At 64.3% G+C, this 14,988-nt stretch carries 26 protein-coding genes; 25 read left to right on the top strand and 1 reads right to left on the bottom strand.

Annotation, left to right across the window (positions count from 1 at the left end; genetic code table 11):
• The first annotated feature begins 66 nt into the window (after positions 1-66).
• The 24 genes from tuf (at position 67) to EV657_RS06000 (ending at position 13,280) form a co-directional block, all read left to right on the top strand.
• The gene (gene tuf, locus EV657_RS06115; protein WP_113669937.1) at positions 67-1,242 is read left to right on the top strand and encodes an elongation factor Tu; all 1,176 of its coding nucleotides are present in this window, start codon (positions 67-69) and stop codon (positions 1,240-1,242) included.
• A gap of 56 nt (positions 1,243-1,298) precedes the next feature.
• A complete protein-coding gene (rpsJ, locus tag EV657_RS06110) occupies positions 1,299-1,607 on the top strand; it encodes a 30S ribosomal protein S10 (protein ID WP_042456850.1) in 309 nt (102 codons plus the stop codon).
• A gap of 14 nt (positions 1,608-1,621) precedes the next feature.
• Positions 1,622-2,347 carry a 50S ribosomal protein L3 gene (rplC, locus tag EV657_RS06105; RefSeq protein ID WP_075784660.1) on the top strand — a complete coding sequence of 242 codons (726 nt, stop codon included), beginning with the start codon at positions 1,622-1,624 and terminating at the stop codon, positions 2,345-2,347.
• Positions 2,344-2,964: a 50S ribosomal protein L4 gene (rplD, locus tag EV657_RS06100; protein ID WP_075784661.1), complete on the top strand. Its 621-nt coding sequence runs from the start codon at positions 2,344-2,346 to the stop codon at positions 2,962-2,964. Before rplC ends, rplD begins: the two co-directional genes overlap by 4 nt.
• On the top strand, positions 2,961-3,257 hold the full coding sequence (locus tag EV657_RS06095) for a 50S ribosomal protein L23 (RefSeq protein ID WP_042456841.1): 297 nt from the start codon (positions 2,961-2,963) through the stop codon (positions 3,255-3,257). Before rplD ends, EV657_RS06095 begins: the two co-directional genes overlap by 4 nt.
• Positions 3,258-3,381: 124 nt before the next feature.
• Positions 3,382-4,221 (top strand): 50S ribosomal protein L2, encoded by an 840-nt coding sequence (gene rplB, locus EV657_RS06090; RefSeq protein WP_075784662.1) that lies wholly within the window; start codon positions 3,382-3,384, stop codon positions 4,219-4,221.
• Between the two features lie 3 nt (positions 4,222-4,224).
• Positions 4,225-4,503, top strand: coding sequence for a 30S ribosomal protein S19 (gene rpsS / locus EV657_RS06085; protein ID WP_075784663.1), 279 nt, complete (start codon positions 4,225-4,227; stop codon positions 4,501-4,503).
• Between the two features lie 5 nt (positions 4,504-4,508).
• On the top strand, positions 4,509-4,889 hold the full coding sequence (rplV, locus tag EV657_RS06080; RefSeq protein ID WP_075784664.1) for a 50S ribosomal protein L22: 381 nt from the start codon (positions 4,509-4,511) through the stop codon (positions 4,887-4,889).
• Positions 4,889-5,593, top strand: a complete 705-nt coding sequence (gene rpsC / locus EV657_RS06075) for a 30S ribosomal protein S3 (protein WP_134077407.1) — start codon at positions 4,889-4,891, stop codon at positions 5,591-5,593. The genes rplV and rpsC overlap by 1 nt, the downstream gene beginning before the upstream one ends.
• A 19-nt stretch (positions 5,594-5,612) precedes the next feature.
• Entirely contained in the window at positions 5,613-6,026 is a 414-nt protein-coding gene (gene rplP, locus EV657_RS06070) for a 50S ribosomal protein L16 (RefSeq protein WP_042456826.1), read from the top strand.
• A 223-nt stretch (positions 6,027-6,249) separates the two neighbouring features.
• Positions 6,250-6,450, top strand: coding sequence for a 50S ribosomal protein L29 (gene rpmC, locus EV657_RS06065; RefSeq protein ID WP_075784667.1), 201 nt, complete (start codon positions 6,250-6,252; stop codon positions 6,448-6,450).
• A 14-nt stretch (positions 6,451-6,464) separates the two neighbouring features.
• Positions 6,465-6,698 (top strand): 30S ribosomal protein S17, encoded by a 234-nt coding sequence (rpsQ, locus tag EV657_RS06060; protein WP_075784668.1) that lies wholly within the window; start codon positions 6,465-6,467, stop codon positions 6,696-6,698.
• Between the two features lie 64 nt (positions 6,699-6,762).
• The gene (gene rplN / locus EV657_RS06055) at positions 6,763-7,131 is read left to right on the top strand and encodes a 50S ribosomal protein L14 (RefSeq protein ID WP_005621870.1); all 369 of its coding nucleotides are present in this window, start codon (positions 6,763-6,765) and stop codon (positions 7,129-7,131) included.
• Positions 7,131-7,445 carry a 50S ribosomal protein L24 gene (gene rplX, locus EV657_RS06050; protein ID WP_075784669.1) on the top strand — a complete coding sequence of 105 codons (315 nt, stop codon included), beginning with the start codon at positions 7,131-7,133 and terminating at the stop codon, positions 7,443-7,445. Before rplN ends, rplX begins: the two co-directional genes overlap by 1 nt.
• On the top strand, positions 7,438-8,001 hold the full coding sequence (gene rplE, locus EV657_RS06045; RefSeq protein WP_134077406.1) for a 50S ribosomal protein L5: 564 nt from the start codon (positions 7,438-7,440) through the stop codon (positions 7,999-8,001). The genes rplX and rplE overlap by 8 nt, the downstream gene beginning before the upstream one ends.
• Before the next feature lie 21 nt (positions 8,002-8,022).
• A complete protein-coding gene (gene rpsN, locus EV657_RS06040) occupies positions 8,023-8,328 on the top strand; it encodes a 30S ribosomal protein S14 (RefSeq protein ID WP_075784671.1) in 306 nt (101 codons plus the stop codon).
• A 12-nt stretch (positions 8,329-8,340) separates the two neighbouring features.
• Complete coding sequence (rpsH, locus tag EV657_RS06035) at positions 8,341-8,739, top strand: 30S ribosomal protein S8 (RefSeq protein ID WP_108028827.1); 399 nt, start codon at positions 8,341-8,343, stop codon at positions 8,737-8,739.
• A gap of 11 nt (positions 8,740-8,750) precedes the next feature.
• Positions 8,751-9,284 (top strand): 50S ribosomal protein L6, encoded by a 534-nt coding sequence (gene rplF / locus EV657_RS06030; protein ID WP_113669691.1) that lies wholly within the window; start codon positions 8,751-8,753, stop codon positions 9,282-9,284.
• A gap of 11 nt (positions 9,285-9,295) precedes the next feature.
• On the top strand, positions 9,296-9,655 hold the full coding sequence (gene rplR, locus EV657_RS06025) for a 50S ribosomal protein L18 (RefSeq protein ID WP_075784673.1): 360 nt from the start codon (positions 9,296-9,298) through the stop codon (positions 9,653-9,655).
• Positions 9,656-9,666: 11 nt separating this feature from the next.
• The gene (gene rpsE / locus EV657_RS06020) at positions 9,667-10,230 is read left to right on the top strand and encodes a 30S ribosomal protein S5 (protein ID WP_075784674.1); all 564 of its coding nucleotides are present in this window, start codon (positions 9,667-9,669) and stop codon (positions 10,228-10,230) included.
• A gap of 12 nt (positions 10,231-10,242) precedes the next feature.
• Positions 10,243-10,431, top strand: coding sequence for a 50S ribosomal protein L30 (gene rpmD, locus EV657_RS06015; protein WP_075784675.1), 189 nt, complete (start codon positions 10,243-10,245; stop codon positions 10,429-10,431).
• Positions 10,432-10,685: 254 nt separating this feature from the next.
• Positions 10,686-11,162, top strand: a complete 477-nt coding sequence (rplO, locus tag EV657_RS06010; protein WP_134077405.1) for a 50S ribosomal protein L15 — start codon at positions 10,686-10,688, stop codon at positions 11,160-11,162.
• A 118-nt stretch (positions 11,163-11,280) separates the two neighbouring features.
• Positions 11,281-12,639, top strand: a complete 1,359-nt coding sequence (gene secY, locus EV657_RS06005) for a preprotein translocase subunit SecY (RefSeq protein ID WP_075784677.1) — start codon at positions 11,281-11,283, stop codon at positions 12,637-12,639.
• Positions 12,636-13,280: an adenylate kinase gene (locus EV657_RS06000; RefSeq protein WP_113669690.1), complete on the top strand. Its 645-nt coding sequence runs from the start codon at positions 12,636-12,638 to the stop codon at positions 13,278-13,280. Before secY ends, EV657_RS06000 begins: the two co-directional genes overlap by 4 nt.
• A 34-nt stretch (positions 13,281-13,314) precedes the next feature.
• Here EV657_RS06000 and EV657_RS05995 read toward each other — a convergent pair whose 3' ends face one another.
• Positions 13,315-14,241 carry a hypothetical protein gene (locus tag EV657_RS05995; protein WP_134077404.1) on the bottom strand — a complete coding sequence of 309 codons (927 nt, stop codon included), beginning with the start codon at positions 14,239-14,241 and terminating at the stop codon, positions 13,315-13,317.
• A 363-nt stretch (positions 14,242-14,604) separates the two neighbouring features.
• Between EV657_RS05995 and rpsM the strand changes: the two genes are divergently transcribed.
• A complete protein-coding gene (rpsM, locus tag EV657_RS05990) occupies positions 14,605-14,973 on the top strand; it encodes a 30S ribosomal protein S13 (RefSeq protein ID WP_075784680.1) in 369 nt (122 codons plus the stop codon).
• Positions 14,974-14,988 lie beyond the last annotated feature (15 nt).

Genomic DNA, 14,988 nt, shown 5'->3' with positions numbered 1-14,988 from the left:
ACGTGACACGGGCCGGGCGCGCGCCCCTCGGCAGCGCCCGCCATCAAGGAACTAGAGGAGGCCACCATGGGTAAGGCAAAGTTCGAACGGACGAAACCGCACGTTAACATCGGCACGATCGGCCACGTTGACCACGGGAAGACGACGCTGACGGCTGCGATCACGAAGTACTTCGGGGACTTCAAGGCCTACGACCAGATCGACGCGGCGCCGGAAGAGAAAGCGCGCGGGATCACGATCTCGACGGCGCACGTGGAATACGAGACCGAGGCGCGGCACTACGCGCACGTGGACTGCCCCGGCCACGCCGACTACGTGAAGAACATGATCACGGGGGCTGCGCAGATGGACGGCGCGATCCTGGTGGTGAACGCGGCCGACGGCCCGATGCCGCAGACCCGCGAACACATCCTGCTGGCGCGTCAGGTGGGCGTGCCCGCGCTGGTGGTGTTCCTGAACAAGGTCGACCAGGTGGATGACGAAGAGCTGCTGGAGCTCGTGGAAATGGAAGTGCGCGAACTTCTGTCCTCCTACGACTTCCCCGGCGATGACATTCCGATCGTTGCGGGCTCGGCGCTGGCGGCGATGGAAGGCCGCGATCCGGAAATCGGCGAGACCAAGATCAAGGAACTGATGGCTGCGGTCGATGCCTACATCCCGACGCCGGACCGTCCGATCGACCAGCCGTTCCTGATGCCGATCGAGGACGTGTTCTCGATCTCGGGCCGTGGCACGGTTGTGACCGGCCGTGTCGAGCGTGGCGTTGTGAACGTGGGCGACGAGCTTGAAATCGTCGGCATCCGCGACACCAAGAAGACGACCTGCACGGGCGTCGAGATGTTCCGCAAGCTGCTGGATCGCGGCGAGGCGGGCGACAACATCGGGGCGCTGCTGCGCGGCATCGACCGCGACCAGGTGGAACGCGGCCAGGTTCTGTGCAAGCCGGGTTCGGTGACGCCGCATACGGTGTTCGAGGCCGAGGCCTATATCCTGACCAAGGAAGAGGGTGGCCGTCACACGCCGTTCTTTGCGAACTACCGTCCGCAGTTCTACTTCCGGACGACGGACGTGACCGGGACGGTTCAGCTGCCCGAGGGCACCGAGATGGTGATGCCGGGTGACAACCTGAAGTTCACGGTCGAGCTGATCGCGCCGATCGCGATGGAAGAGAAGCTCCGCTTCGCCATCCGCGAAGGCGGCCGCACCGTCGGCGCCGGCGTCGTCTCCAAGATCATCAAGTAACGAAAAGGCCCGGGCGGGTCCGTCGGACCCGCCCTTCAGCCTGAGGGCACAAAAACATGCAAAGTCAGAATATCCGCATTCGGCTGAAGGCCTTCGACTACCGCGTTCTGGATGCCAGCACGCAGGAGATCGTGAATACCGCCAAGCGGACCGGCGCCCAGGTGCGCGGGCCTATTCCGCTGCCGAACAAGATCGAGAAATTCACGGTTCTTCGTGGTCCCCACATCGACAAGAAGTCCCGCGATCAATGGGAAATCCGCACGCACAAGCGGCTTCTCGACATTATCGACCCGACCCCCCAGACCGTGGACGCGCTGATGAAGCTCGACCTGGCTGCCGGTGTCGACGTCGAAATCAAGGTTTGAGGAGGGCACCCGAGATGCGCTCTGGAGTTATCGCAAAGAAGCTGGGCATGACCCGGCTGTTCATGGACGACGGCCGTCAGGTGCCGGTGACGGTCCTGCAGCTTGACGGCTGCCAGGTCGTGGCCCAGCGGACTGTCGAAACCGACGGCTACACCGCGGTCCAGCTGGGCGCGGGCTCGGCCAAGGCCAAGCGCGTGTCGGCCCCGATGCGCGGCCACTTCGCCAAGGCCAGCGTGGCGCCCAAGCGGAAGCTCGCGGAATTCCGCGTGGCCCCCGAGAACCTGATCGGCGTCGGTGAGGAAATCACCGCCGACCACTATTTCGAAGGCCAGTTCGTCGATGTCAGCGGCACGTCGATCGGTAAAGGCTTTGCCGGTGTCATGAAGCGGCACAATTTCGGCGGCCTGCGCGCCTCGCACGGCGTGTCGGTCAGCCACCGCTCGCACGGCTCGACCGGTCAATGTCAGGACCCGGGCCGCGTGTTCAAGGGCAAGAAGATGGCCGGTCACCTGGGCTCGGCCCGCGTCACCACGCAGAACCTGCAGGTGGTGAAGACCGACGCCGATCGTGGCCTGATCATGATCAAGGGTGCCGTCCCCGGCGCCAAGGGCGGCTGGGTGACCATCAAGGACGCGGTCAAGAAACCGACCCCGGACAACCTGGTCCTGCCGGCGGCTCTGAAGTCGGCCACGGCCGAGGCGCCCGCTGCCGAAGCGACCGCCGAAGGAGGCGAAGAATGAAACTCGACGTGATCAAACTGGACGGCGCCAAGGCCGGCACCGTCGATCTCGGCGACGAGATCTTCGGCCTCGAGCCGCGCACCGACATCCTGCACCGCGTGGTGCGCTGGCAGCGCGCCCGCGCGCAGGCCGGCACCCATAAGGTCAAGACCCGGTCCGAGACCAGCTACTCGACCAAGAAGATCTATCGCCAGAAGGGCACCGGCGGCGCGCGTCACGGTGACCGGAACGCGCCGATCTTCCGCAAGGGTGGCGTCTACAAGGGCCCGACCCCGCGCAGCCATGCCCACGACCTGCCGAAGAAATTCCGCAAGCTGGGCCTCAAGCACGCGCTCAGCGCCAAGCTGAAGGCGGGCGAACTGATCGTTCTGGAATCGGCCGAGATGGCCGCGCCCAAGACCTCGGAACTGGCCAAGTCGGTCAAGAACCTGGGCTGGAAGCGCGTGCTGATCATCGACGGTGCCGAGGTGAACGAGAACTTCGCCATGGCGGCCCGCAACATCGAGGGTCTCGATGTGCTGCCGTCGATGGGCGCCAACGTCTATGACATCCTTCGCCGTGACACCCTCGTGCTCACCAAGGCGGGTGTCGAAGCCCTGGAGGCTCGACTGAAATGAGCGTGAAGCCCGAACATTACGACGTGATCCGCAAGCCGATCATCACCGAGAAAGCGACGATGGCCTCCGAGGCCAATGCCGTGGTCTTCGAGGTGGCGATGGACGCGAACAAGCCCGAGATCAAGGAAGCGGTGGAGAACCTCTTCGGCGTCAAGGTGAAGGCGGTCAACACCACCATCACCAAGGGCAAGGTCAAGCGGTTCAAGGGCATTCTCGGCCGCCGCAAGAACGTCAAGAAGGCCTATGTGACCCTCGAAGAGGGCAACACTATCGACGTGACCACCGGTCTCTGATAGAACGCCGCGAATCTTCGGCCCCGGCTCGACCGGGGCCGGATTTTTTCGACCAAGGCGGGGTTTTCGGACCCCTGACGACAACCGGACCAATCAGGTCCGAAGCTGACGGAAGACAGAAAGCATGGCACTCAAGTCGTACAAGCCGACGACGCCGGGCCAGCGTGGGCTGGTTCTGATCGACCGTTCCGAGCTTTGGAAAGGGCGCCCGGTCAAGACCCTCACCGAGGGCCTGACCAAATCGGGCGGCCGGAACAATGCCGGGCGGATCACGGCACGCCGCCGGGGCGGCGGGGCGAAACGCCTCTACCGCATCGTTGATTTCAAGCGGACCAAGTTCGATGTGGTCGGCACCGTTGAACGGATCGAATACGACCCGAACCGGACCGCCTTCATCGCCCTGATCCGCTACGAGGATGGCGAACAGGCCTACATCCTGGCGCCGCAGCGCCTGGGCGTCGGCGACAAGGTCGTCGCCTCGAAGAAGGCCGACGTGAAGCCCGGCAACGCGATGCCCTTCACCGGCATGCCGATCGGCACGATCGTTCACAACGTCGAACTGAAGCCCGGCAAGGGCGGCCAGATCGCGCGCGCCGCGGGCACCTATGCCCAGTTCGTCGGCCGTGACGGCGGTTATGCGCAGATCCGGCTGTCGTCGGGCGAGCTGCGCCTGGTCCGTCAGGAATGCATGGCGACCGTTGGCGCGGTGTCGAACCCCGACAACTCGAACCAGAACCTCGGTAAAGCCGGCCGCAACCGCCATCTGGGCAAACGCCCGTCGGTCCGCGGCGTCGTGATGAACCCGATCGACCACCCCCATGGCGGCGGTGAAGGCCGGACTTCGGGCGGCCGCCACCCGGTGACCCCCTGGGGCAAGCCGACCAAAGGCGCCAAGACGCGCCGCAACAAGGCGACCGACAAGTACATCCTCCGGTCCCGTCACGCGCGCAAGAAGGGTCGCTAAGCCATGTCTCGTTCTGTCTGGAAAGGCCCCTTCGTCGACTCTTATGTCCTCAAGAAGGCCGAGAAAGCCCGCGAGTCGAGCCGCAACGAGATCATCAAGATCTGGTCGCGCCGCTCGACCATCCTGCCCCAGTTCGTGGGGCTCACCTTTGGCGTCTACAACGGCCACAAGCATATTCCCGTGCTGGTGACCGAAGAGATGATCGGCCAGAAGTTCGGTGAATATTCGCCGACCCGGACCTATTACGGTCACGCGGCCGACAAGAAAGCGAAGAAGAGGTAAGCGTCATGGGCAAGGCAAAGAACCCCCGCCGCGTGGCCGAGAATGAAGCGATGGCCAAGACGCGCATGCTTCGCACCTCTCCGCAGAAGCTGAACCTGGTCGCTGCGATGATCCGCGGCAAGAAGGTCGACCGTGCGCTCGCCGATCTGACCTTCTCGAAGAAGCGGATCGCCGAAGACGTGAAGAAATGCCTTCAGTCCGCGATCGCCAACGCCGAGAACAACCACAACCTCGACGTCGACGAACTGATCGTGGCCGAGGCCTATGTGGGCAAGAACCTGACGCTGAAGCGCGGGCAGCCGCGCGCCCGTGGCCGGTTCGGCAAGATCATCAAGCCGTTCTCGGAACTCACCATCAAGGTCCGCCAGGTCGAGGAGCAAGCCTAATGGGTCACAAGGTCAATCCGATCGGCATGCGCCTCCAGGTCAACCGGACCTGGGACAGCCGCTGGTACGCCGACACCAAGGATTACGGCGATCTTCTTCTGGAAGACGTCAAGATGCGCGAGTTCATCAAGGACGAGTGCAAGCAGGCCGGCGTCAGCCGCATCATCATCGAGCGTCCGCACAAGAAATGCCGGGTGACGATCCACACGGCGCGTCCGGGCGTGATCATCGGCAAGAAAGGCGCGGATATCGAGACGCTGCGCAAGAAGCTTGCCAACATGACCAAGAGCGAGCTGCACCTGAACATCGTCGAGGTCCGCAAGCCCGAGCTTGACGGTCAGCTGGTGGCGGAATCGATCGCCCATCAGCTGGAACGCCGGGTCAGCTTCCGCCGCGCGATGAAACGGTCGGTGCAGAACGCCATGCGCATGGGGGCGCTGGGTATCCGGGTCAACGTGTCGGGCCGCCTCGGCGGCGCCGAGATCGCCCGGACGGAATGGTATCGCGAAGGCCGGGTGCCGCTGCACACGCTGCGCGCCGACATCGACTATGCCACCGCCGAAGCCACGACGCCCTACGGCATCATCGGCATCAAGGTCTGGATCTTCAAAGGCGAGATCATGGAGCACGATCCCAGTGCCCGCGACCGTCGTCAGGCAGAGCTCCAGGAGGGCGGGAGCGGCCCGTCCCGTCCGCGCCGCTGAGCCCTGAAGGAGAACAGAGATGCTGCAACCCAAGCGCACGAAATTCCGCAAGATGCACAAGGGCCGGATTCACGGCCAGGCTAAAGGCGGATTCGAGCTCAACTTCGGCCATTTCGGCCTGAAGGCGACCGAGCCCGAGCGAGTGACCGCGCGTCAGATCGAGGCTGCCCGCCGCGCCCTGACCCGCCACATGAAACGTCAGGGCCGGGTCTGGATCCGGATCTTCCCCGACACCCCCGTCTCATCGAAACCGACCGAGGTCCGGATGGGTAAAGGGAAGGGCTCCGTCGATTTCTGGGCCGCGAAGATCAAGCCGGGCCGGATCATGTTCGAGATCGACGGTGTCAACGAGGCCATCGCCCGCGAGGCGCTGCGTCTTGCGGCCATGAAGCTGCCGATCAAGACCCGGATCGTCGAACGCGAAGACTGGTAATTCCGGTCGCCTGAAATCACGAGGGGCCCCCGCGCCAAGGCGGGGGCCTTTCCTTTCCGGTGGTTCCCGAGGCGCGGCCCGGACGGGCGGATGCGATCGGGGCTTGCTTTATTCGGGTTAGGGGCTTATGCGGGCCTCTCATCCGCGAACCTCCATCGGAATCAGGGTGACCCTCGCGAGAGGCTTGGGGCCCTCCGTTGATGTTGAAAGGACGAAAAAGGCGATGAACGCCCAGGAACTGCGAGACAAGACGCCCGACCAGCTGCGCGATGCGCTGGCGAGCCTGAAGAAAGAGGCCTTCAACCTGCGCTTTCAGCAGGCCACGAGCGCGCTCGAGAACACCGCCCGCATCCGCGAAGTCCGCCGCGACGTCGCCCGCGTGAAGACGGTGCTGAACGAAAAAGCCGCCAAGGCGTCGGAATAAGGGGAGCCTGACAGATGCCCAAACGTATCCTGCAAGGCACCGTGACCAGCGATCTGAACGATCAGACCGTCACCGTCCTGGTCGAACGCCGCTTCACGCACCCCGTGCTGAAAAAGACCATCCGTAAGTCCAAGAAATACCGGGCTCACGACGAGAACAACACCTTCAAGGTGGGCGACACGGTCCGCATTCAGGAATGCGCGCCGAAGTCGAAGACGAAACGCTGGGAGGTGGTGGCGCAGGTCTGACCTGTACCGCCTTCCGGTTTGAGCGAAACCCTGGGACCAGTTCCCAAAGGTCGGGAGAAACCAAATGATCCAGATGCAGACCAATCTGGATGTCGCTGACAACTCCGGCGCACGCCGGGTGCAGTGCATCAAGGTCCTCGGTGGGTCCAAGCGGAAATACGCTTCTGTCGGCGACATCATCGTCGTTTCCGTCAAGGAAGCCATTCCGCGCGGCCGCGTCAAGAAAGGCGATGTCCGCAAGGCTGTCGTCGTGCGCACGGCCAAGGAAGTCCGTCGCGAGGACGGCACCGCGATCCGCTTCGATCGCAACGCCGCCGTGATCCTCAACAACAACAACGAACCTGTCGGCACCCGGATCTTCGGGCCCGTCGTGCGCGAACTGCGCGCGAAGAACTTCATGAAGATCATCTCGCTGGCTCCGGAGGTGCTCTGATGGCTGCCAAGCTTAAGAAGGGCGACAAGGTCGTCCTGCTCGCCGGCAAGGACAAGGGTCGTGAAGGCACCATCCTGTCGGTCGACCCCAAGGCCGGCAAGGCCGTGGTCGAGGGCCTGAACATGGCGGTCCGCCACCAGCGCCAGACCCAGACGAGCCAGGGCGGCCGCATGCCGAAAGCCATGCCGATCGACCTGTCGAACCTCGCCATGGTCGACCCCAAAGAGGGCGGCCCGACCCGCGTCGGCTTCCGCGTGGAAGACGGCAAGAAGGTTCGTTTTGCCAAGAAATCGGGGGAAGTGATCGATGCTTGATGCTGCCACCTACACCCCGCGCCTCAAGGCGCTCTACCGGGAAACCATCCGGGGCGCTCTGAAGGAAGAGTTCGCCTACAAGAACGACATGATGATCCCGCGGCTCGACAAGATCGTGCTGAACATCGGCTGCGGCGCCGAAGCGGTGCGCGATTCCAAGAAGTCGAAATCCGCCCAGGAAGACCTCAGCCGGATCGCCGGTCAGAAAGCGGTCATCACCAAGGCCAAGAAATCGATCGCCGGCTTCCGGGTCCGTGAGGACATGCCGCTCGGGACCAAGGTCACGCTGCGCGGCGACCGGATGTACGAATTCCTCGACCGCCTCATCACCATCGCGATGCCCCGCGTTCGCGACTTCCGGGGTGTCCCCGGCAAGTCCTTCGATGGCCGCGGCAACTACGCGATGGGCCTGAAAGAGCACATCGTGTTCCCCGAGATCGAGTACGACAAGGTCGACGAGGTCTGGGGCATGGATATCGTCATTGCCACCACCGCGAGCACCGACGCGGAAGCGAAGGCGCTGTTGAAGCATTTCAACATGCCGTTCAACAGCTGATCGCGGGAGGGAGAACACCACATGGCTAAGAAATCTATGGTCGAGCGCGAACTCAAGCGCCAGCGCCTGGTGGAGAAATACGCCGCCAAACGCGCCAAGCTGAAAGAAATCGCGACCAACGAGGATCTTCCGATGGAAGAGCGGTTCAAGGCGCGCCTCAAGCTCGCCAAGCTGCCGCGCAATTCCTCGGCTACCCGGCTGCACAACCGCTGCCAGCTCACCGGGCGTCCGCACGCCTATTACCGCAAGTTGAAAATCTCGCGGATCATGCTGCGCGATCTGGGCTCGATGGGCCAGATCCCCGGCATGGTGAAGTCGAGCTGGTAAGGAGGGGAAGAGATGTCTGTGAACGATCCTCTCGGCGATATGCTGACCCGCATCCGCAACGCGCAGATGCGTGGCAAATCGACGGTGCGTACGCCCGCCTCCAAGCTTCGTGCCTGGGTGCTGGACGTGCTGAAAGACGAAGGCTACATCCGCGGCTACGAGGCGACGACCGGCAAGACCGGCCTGCCCGAGCTGGAAGTCAGCCTGAAATACTATGAAGGCCAGCCGGTCATTCGCGAAGTCAAGCGCGTCTCGACCCCCGGCCGGCGCGTCTACATGAGCGTGAAGGACCTGCCCTCGGTGCGCCAGGGTCTGGGTGTCTCGATCGTGTCGACGTCGAAGGGCGTGATGTCGGATGCGGCTGCGCGGTCGGCGAATGTCGGCGGCGAAGTGCTCTGCACGGTGTTCTAAGGAGGAAGGCAATGTCTCGTATTGGTAAGAAACCGGTCGAGCTGCCGTCGGGTGTTTCGGCATCCGTCTCCGGCCAGACCGTCGAAGTGAAGGGGCCCAAGGGCACCCGCAGCTTTACCGCGACCGACGATGTCACCATCGCGGTCGAGGAAAACGCCGTCAGCGTCACCCCGCGCGGCACGTCCAAGCGCGCCCGTCAGCAATGGGGCATGTCCCGGACGATGGTTCAGAACCTCGTCAAGGGCGTGACCGAGGGCTTCAAGCGCGAGCTTGAGATCCAGGGCGTCGGCTACCGGGCCGCGATGCAGGGCAACGTGCTCAAGCTGAACCTCGGCTACTCGCACGAAGTCAACTTCGAGGTTCCGCAGGGCATCACCGTGACCGCCCCGAAACCGACCGAGATCGTGGTGGAAGGCATCGACCAGCAACAGGTCGGCCAGGTCGCCGCGAACATCCGCGAGTGGCGCGGCCCCGAGCCCTACAAGGGCAAGGGCATCCGCTACAAGGGCGAGTTCATCTTCCGCAAGGAAGGCAAGAAGAAGTAAGGGCGCGACAGATGGCAAACAGCAAAAGACACCTGTTCCTGAAACGCCGCCTGCGCGTTCGGAACAAGCTTCGCAAGATGAATGCCGGGCGGCTTCGCCTGTCGGTTCATCGCAGCAACAAGAACATCAGCGTGCAGCTGATCGACGACGTTCAGGGCGTGACCCTGGCCGCGGCGTCCTCGCTCGAGAAAGAGCTGGGCGTCATCGGCAAGAACAACGTCGAGGCGGCTGCCAAGGTGGGGTCGGCGATTGCCGAGCGCGCCAAGAAAGCCGGCGTCGAGGAATGCTACTTCGACCGCGGCGGCTTCCTCTTTCACGGCAGCGTCAAGGCCTTGGCCGACGCCGCGCGTGAAGGCGGCCTGAAGTTCTAAGGAGACGAGATATGGCAGAACGTGAGAACCGCCGGGACCGTCGCGATCGCGAGGAAACCCCGGAATTCGCCGATCGTCTCGTGGCGATCAACCGCGTGTCCAAGACCGTGAAGGGGGGCAAGCGCTTCGGCTTTGCCGCTCTCGTGGTGGTGGGCGACCAGAAAGGCCGCGTCGGCTTCGGCAAGGGCAAGGCCAAGGAAGTGCCGGAGGCGATCCGCAAGGCGACCGAGCAGGCCAAACGCAGCCTGATGCGCGTCCCGCTGCGCGAAGGCCGCACCCTGCACCATGACATCGAGGGCCGCCATGGCGCGGGCCGCGTCGTGATGCGCACCGCCCCGCAAGGGACCGGGATCATCGCCGGCGGTCCGATGCGCGCCGTGTTCGAGATGCTGGGCGTCCAGGACGTGGTCGCCAAGTCGATCGGTTCGCAAAACCCCTACAACATGATCCGCGCGACGCTGGACGGGCTTGCCCGCGAAAGCTCGCCGCGTCAGGTTGCGCAACGCCGTGGCAAGAAGGTCGCTGAAATCCTCAAGAAGGACGATGCGCCGGTTGCCGAAGCGGCCGAAGCGTAAGGAGATCCGAGCATGGCCAAGACCATCGTCGTCAAGCAGATCGGCTCGCCGATCCGCCGCCCCGACATCCAGCGCCGGACCCTGATCGGTCTGGGGCTGAACAAGATGCACAAGACCCGGGAACTGGAAGACACCCCCGCGATCCGCGGCATGGTCGCCAAGATCCCGCACCTGGTCGAGATCATCGAAGAACGCGGCTGATCGCCCGTTCGCAGATCTGAAAGGCGCTCCGGACATCCGGGGCGCCTTTTCCGTTTCGCGGGGACGCCCCGGCGCGGGCAGGGCAGCGCGGGGCAGGGCGGGGCGCCGGAAGCGGGCGCCCGCGAATCCCTTGCTTCGCGGCGGCTCTGCGTCTATACGCCCCCGGTGGCCCAGCAGGGCTGCACGAAACCAATCAAGAAACGCCGTGGCCGCCCAATTCGCTTCGGGGGCGCGTCCGGCAAAGGAGAAGCGACATGAAACTGCATGAACTGCGCGACAATGACGGCGCCGCCAAGAAAGCCAAACGGGTCGGCCGCGGCCCGGGCTCCGGCAAGGGCAAGACCGCCGGTCGCGGTATCAAGGGTCAGAAATCCCGCTCGGGCGTGGCGATCAACGGGTATGAGGGCGGTCAGATGCCGCTCTACCAACGTCTGCCCAAGCGCGGCTTCAACAAGCCGAACCGCAAGGCCTATGCGGTGGTGAACCTGGGCCTGATCCAGAAATTCGTCGACGCCGGCAAGCTCGATGGCTCGGCCGCGATCACCGAAGATGCGCTGATCGCCTCGGGTCTGGTGCGCCGCAAGCTCGATGGCGTCCGCGTGCTGGCGAAAGGCGAGGTGACTTCGAAGCTTTCGATCGAAGTCACCGGCGCGTCGAAAGCCGCCATCGAGGCGGTCGAGAAGGCCGGCGGGTCGCTCAAGGTCGCGACCGTTTCGGCCGAGGCCGCGTAAGGCTTCGAATTAAGGGATTGTGGGCGGCGTCCTCGCCGCTTAAATCTGCCCTAGTTTTCCAATGCGCCGCCGGAGCCGGAAGACGGTCCGGCGGCGCTGTCCTTGAAAGAGGCTCAGCATGGCATCAGCAGCAGAGCAAATGGCGGCGAACATGAGCTGGGGGGCCTTCGGCAAGGCCACCGAGCTTCGCCAGAGGATCCTGTTCACCCTGGGGCTTCTGATCGTCTACCGGCTTGGCACCTACATCCCCGTTCCCGGCATCGACGGGGCGGCGCTTCGCGACTTCATGGAGCGCGCCTCGACCGGGCTCGGCGGCATCCTGTCGATGTTCACCGGCGGCGCGCTGGGACGGATGGGGATCTTCGCTCTGGGGATCATGCCGTATATCTCGGCCTCGATCATCGTCCAGCTTCTGGCGGCGATGGTCCCGCAGCTCGAGGCGCTCAAGAAAGAGGGCGAACAGGGCCGCAAGAAGATCAACCAGTATACCCGCTACGGCACGGTGTTGCTGGCGGCCTTCCAGGCCTACGGTCTGGCGGTCAGCCTCGAGGCGGGCAATCTGGCGACCGATCCGGGCTGGTTCTTCCGGGCCTCGACGGTCATCACCATCGTCGGCGGCACCATGTTCCTGATGTGGCTGGGCGAACAGATCACCGCGCGGGGCGTCGGCAATGGCATCTCGCTGATCATCTTCGTCGGCATCATCGCCCAGGCTCCGGCGGCGCTGGCGCAGTTCCTCAGCCAGGGGCGGTCCGGCGCGATCCATCCGGGCGTGATCATCGGCGTTCTGGTGATGGTCGTCCTGGTGATCGCCTTCGTGGTCTTCATGGAACGCGCGCTGCGCAAGATCCATATCCAGTATCCGCGCCGTCAGGTCGGCATGAAGATGTATGACGGCGGGTCGAGCCACCTGCCGGTCAAGGTCAACCCGGCGGGCGTCATCCCGGCGATCTTCGCCTCGTCGCTGCTGCTGTTGCCCACGACCATCTCGACCTTCTCGGGCGCCCAGACCGGTCCGGTGATGTCGGTGATCCTGGCCTATTTCGGGCCCGGTCAGCCGCTGTACCTGCTGTTCTTCTCGGCCATGATCGTGTTCTTCACCTACTTCTACACGTTCAACGTGGCCTTCAAGACCGAGGACGTGGCCGACAACCTCAAGAACCAGAACGGCTTCATCCCCGGCATTCGGCCCGGCAAGCGAACCCAGGACTATCTGGACTATGTCGTGACCCGGGTTCTGGTGCTGGGCTCGGCCTATCTGGCGCTCGTGTGCCTCCTGCCCGAGATCCTGCGCTCGCAGCTGGCCATTCCGTTCTACTTCGGCGGTACGTCCGTCCTGATCGTGGTCTCGGTGACGATGGACACGATCCAACAGATCCAGTCCCACCTGCTGGCGCATCAGTACGAGGGGCTGATCGAGAAATCGCAACTCAGGCGCAAGCGCAAAGGCGCAAGAAAAGGGACAGCTCGCAGATGAACATCATCCTACTGGGCCCCCCCGGAGCCGGTAAGGGTACGCAAGCCCGCCGGCTCGTGGAGGAACGGGGCATGACCCAGCTTTCCACCGGTGACATGCTGCGCGAGGCGCGCAGCTCGGGCACCGAGATGGGACGGAAGGTGGCCGAGGTCATGGACCGCGGCGAACTGGTGACCGACGAGATCGTGATCGGCCTGATCGCCGAAAAGCTCGAGTCGGGCGCCGGGGGCGGGTTCATCTTCGACGGCTTTCCGCGGACGCTGGCCCAGGCCGATGCGCTTGGCGCGCTGCTGGACCGGATGGGGCAAAAGCTCGATGCGGTGATCGAGATGCGCGTCGATGACGAGGCGCTCGTCGCCCGGATCACCGCGCGGTCGACCTGCGGCAGCTGCGGCGAGGTCTACAACGACCTGACCAGGCCGATCCCGGCCGACGGCAAATGCACCAAATGCGGCGGCACCGAATTCAAGCGCCGGGCCGACGACAACGAGACCAGCCTGCGGCAGCGGCTGATGGAATACTACAAGAAGACCTCGCCGCTGATCGGCTATTACTATGCCAAGGGCGACCTGACCGGGGTCGACGGCCTGGCGGAGATCGACGAGGTCTCGGGCGCGATCAAGGCCATTCTGGACGCCTGATCCGGACGGTCCGCCCCGGCATGGCGGCGGGCCGTCACACCTGATCGGGCTTTCTGATCTGGGCGGCGAATTCGGGGATGCGGGGCTTGATGTAGGCATAGAACGCCTTGTTCCGTTCGCCCGGATCCTTGATGCCCTTGATCTGCTCGATGGCGGCGTTGAGCACGTTCACCACCTTCTTGCTGGTCTGGAACTTGGCGGCCAGCCCGCGCGACGGGTGCCAGCCGGTGACGACGCCTTCGAGCGTGGTGAACACCTCGAACAGCTTCCTGTCCTTGGGCGGTGCCCCGGTCGTGGGGTCGAAGGCGCTGTCGGGGCCGGTGACGGGCTCGATCCAGTCGGGCAGCTTTTCCTTGGGGGTCTTGACCAGCTGGTTCGACAGCCAGCTCTTGAAGGCGCGGTCCCAGGCCTTGGCGGCCTCCTTCTTGCGCTCTTCCTCGGTCTTGGTCGCGTCGGTTTTGTCGTAAAGACTGGCCAGGAGCTTGGGCGAGCCGTCCTTGAAGATCTTGCGGGCCTTGCTCATGTCCATGTTGAACTGCTGTGTCACCCGCTCGGGGGTCTGCTCCTTTTCCGGTCCGCTGCCATGGGTCGTCCGGATGCGCCCGCCCTCGGGGAAATAGACACTGCCGATGATGCCGTCCTTCAGGCTGCAGATCAGCGTCACCTCCTCGTTGCCGCCAAGCTCGTCCAGCGCCCATTTCGGGATGCCGGTTTCCTTCTTCCAGGCCGGCGTCTCGTTCGGGCCGTAGGTGGGCAGGAAGGGGCTCGACGAGGTGTCGACCTCGCGCTGCAGGGCCGGGCCGAGGGCGCGCAACCGCTGGACAGGGGCGCTGGTCTCGGCAAGGCCCCTGAGGGTGTCGAGCGGGGCGGTCGCCGACACGGGCGAGGGGGCGTGGCGCGGTGCGGTGGCGGCGGTCCTGGCGGGCACGCGCGGACGGGACCGTGTGTCAGAAGACTTCACGCGGATCCTCCTTTCTGGCAGGACATGCGAACGCTGCTGCCGCGGCCCGCGGGCGAGGGATACAACCGAAAGGATAGCGCTGCGGCGGCCGTCGGTCCATCGCGATGGTGGCCGGGGCGCGATGCGGCGAATGGGCGGCAAATCCGCGAAATGGATCTTGACAGCTTATGAATGCCCTTGACGGGTCCGCAGAATCGCCCTACGCACGGCGTCTCGATAGAGAATCGACCAATTGCCGCAGGCGGGTGAAGCTGACCCGGAGCGGCGGTCCGATCAAGGCGGCCCGGAGGCGACAGGCTTTCGGGCCATAGTTGTGAAAAAAGGTTCTGGAGCGACGGAACCGCAACGAAAGGAATATTGCGCGTGGCACGTATTGCTGGCGTCAACATCCCCACCGGGAAACGGGTGCCGATCGCCCTGACCTACATCCATGGCATCGGTCCGACCACGGCCGACGCGATCTGCGAGGCCGTCGGCATCGACAAGACCCGCCGGGTCAACGAGCTGTCGGACGCCGAGGTGCTGTCGATCCGCGAACATATCGACGCCAACCTGACCGTCGAGGGCGACCTGCGCCGCGAAGTCCAGATGAACATCAAGCGCCTGATGGACCTCGGCTGCTATCGCGGCCTGCGTCACCGCCGCAACCTGCCGGTTCGCGGTCAGCGGACGCATACCAACGCCCGTACCCGCAAGGGGCCGGCGAAACCCATCGCCGGCAAGAAGAAATAAGGGAGGGCTCGAGAT

The sequence above is a fragment of the Rhodovulum visakhapatnamense genome, assembly GCF_004365965.1.
GTDB classification, from domain to species: Bacteria; Pseudomonadota; Alphaproteobacteria; order Rhodobacterales; family Rhodobacteraceae; genus Rhodovulum; species Rhodovulum visakhapatnamense.
The sequence above is the reverse complement of the archived record's forward strand: the minus strand, read 5'-3'. Positions and strand labels throughout refer to the sequence as shown.

Excerpts from the sequence above, each read along its gene's own strand:
- tuf (WP_113669937.1), top strand. The coding sequence starts at position 67 with ATGGGTAAGGCAAAGTTCGAACGGACGAAACCGCACGTTAACATCGGC.
- rpsJ (WP_042456850.1), top strand. The coding sequence starts at position 1,299 with ATGCAAAGTCAGAATATCCGCATTCGGCTGAAGGCCTTCGACTACCGC.
- rplC (WP_075784660.1), top strand. The coding sequence starts at position 1,622 with ATGCGCTCTGGAGTTATCGCAAAGAAGCTGGGCATGACCCGGCTGTTC.
- rplD (WP_075784661.1), top strand. The coding sequence starts at position 2,344 with ATGAAACTCGACGTGATCAAACTGGACGGCGCCAAGGCCGGCACCGTC.
- EV657_RS06095 (WP_042456841.1), top strand. The coding sequence starts at position 2,961 with ATGAGCGTGAAGCCCGAACATTACGACGTGATCCGCAAGCCGATCATC.
- rplB (WP_075784662.1), top strand. The coding sequence starts at position 3,382 with ATGGCACTCAAGTCGTACAAGCCGACGACGCCGGGCCAGCGTGGGCTG.
- rpsS (WP_075784663.1), top strand. The coding sequence starts at position 4,225 with ATGTCTCGTTCTGTCTGGAAAGGCCCCTTCGTCGACTCTTATGTCCTC.
- rplV (WP_075784664.1), top strand. The coding sequence starts at position 4,509 with ATGGGCAAGGCAAAGAACCCCCGCCGCGTGGCCGAGAATGAAGCGATG.
- rpsC (WP_134077407.1), top strand. The coding sequence starts at position 4,889 with ATGGGTCACAAGGTCAATCCGATCGGCATGCGCCTCCAGGTCAACCGG.
- rplP (WP_042456826.1), top strand. The coding sequence starts at position 5,613 with ATGCTGCAACCCAAGCGCACGAAATTCCGCAAGATGCACAAGGGCCGG.
- rpmC (WP_075784667.1), top strand. The coding sequence starts at position 6,250 with ATGAACGCCCAGGAACTGCGAGACAAGACGCCCGACCAGCTGCGCGAT.
- rpsQ (WP_075784668.1), top strand. The coding sequence starts at position 6,465 with ATGCCCAAACGTATCCTGCAAGGCACCGTGACCAGCGATCTGAACGAT.
- rplN (WP_005621870.1), top strand. The coding sequence starts at position 6,763 with ATGATCCAGATGCAGACCAATCTGGATGTCGCTGACAACTCCGGCGCA.
- rplX (WP_075784669.1), top strand. The coding sequence starts at position 7,131 with ATGGCTGCCAAGCTTAAGAAGGGCGACAAGGTCGTCCTGCTCGCCGGC.
- rplE (WP_134077406.1), top strand. The coding sequence starts at position 7,438 with ATGCTTGATGCTGCCACCTACACCCCGCGCCTCAAGGCGCTCTACCGG.
- rpsN (WP_075784671.1), top strand. The coding sequence starts at position 8,023 with ATGGCTAAGAAATCTATGGTCGAGCGCGAACTCAAGCGCCAGCGCCTG.
- rpsH (WP_108028827.1), top strand. The coding sequence starts at position 8,341 with ATGTCTGTGAACGATCCTCTCGGCGATATGCTGACCCGCATCCGCAAC.
- rplF (WP_113669691.1), top strand. The coding sequence starts at position 8,751 with ATGTCTCGTATTGGTAAGAAACCGGTCGAGCTGCCGTCGGGTGTTTCG.
- rplR (WP_075784673.1), top strand. The coding sequence starts at position 9,296 with ATGGCAAACAGCAAAAGACACCTGTTCCTGAAACGCCGCCTGCGCGTT.
- rpsE (WP_075784674.1), top strand. The coding sequence starts at position 9,667 with ATGGCAGAACGTGAGAACCGCCGGGACCGTCGCGATCGCGAGGAAACC.
- rpmD (WP_075784675.1), top strand. The coding sequence starts at position 10,243 with ATGGCCAAGACCATCGTCGTCAAGCAGATCGGCTCGCCGATCCGCCGC.
- rplO (WP_134077405.1), top strand. The coding sequence starts at position 10,686 with ATGAAACTGCATGAACTGCGCGACAATGACGGCGCCGCCAAGAAAGCC.
- secY (WP_075784677.1), top strand. The coding sequence starts at position 11,281 with ATGGCATCAGCAGCAGAGCAAATGGCGGCGAACATGAGCTGGGGGGCC.
- EV657_RS06000 (WP_113669690.1), top strand. The coding sequence starts at position 12,636 with ATGAACATCATCCTACTGGGCCCCCCCGGAGCCGGTAAGGGTACGCAA.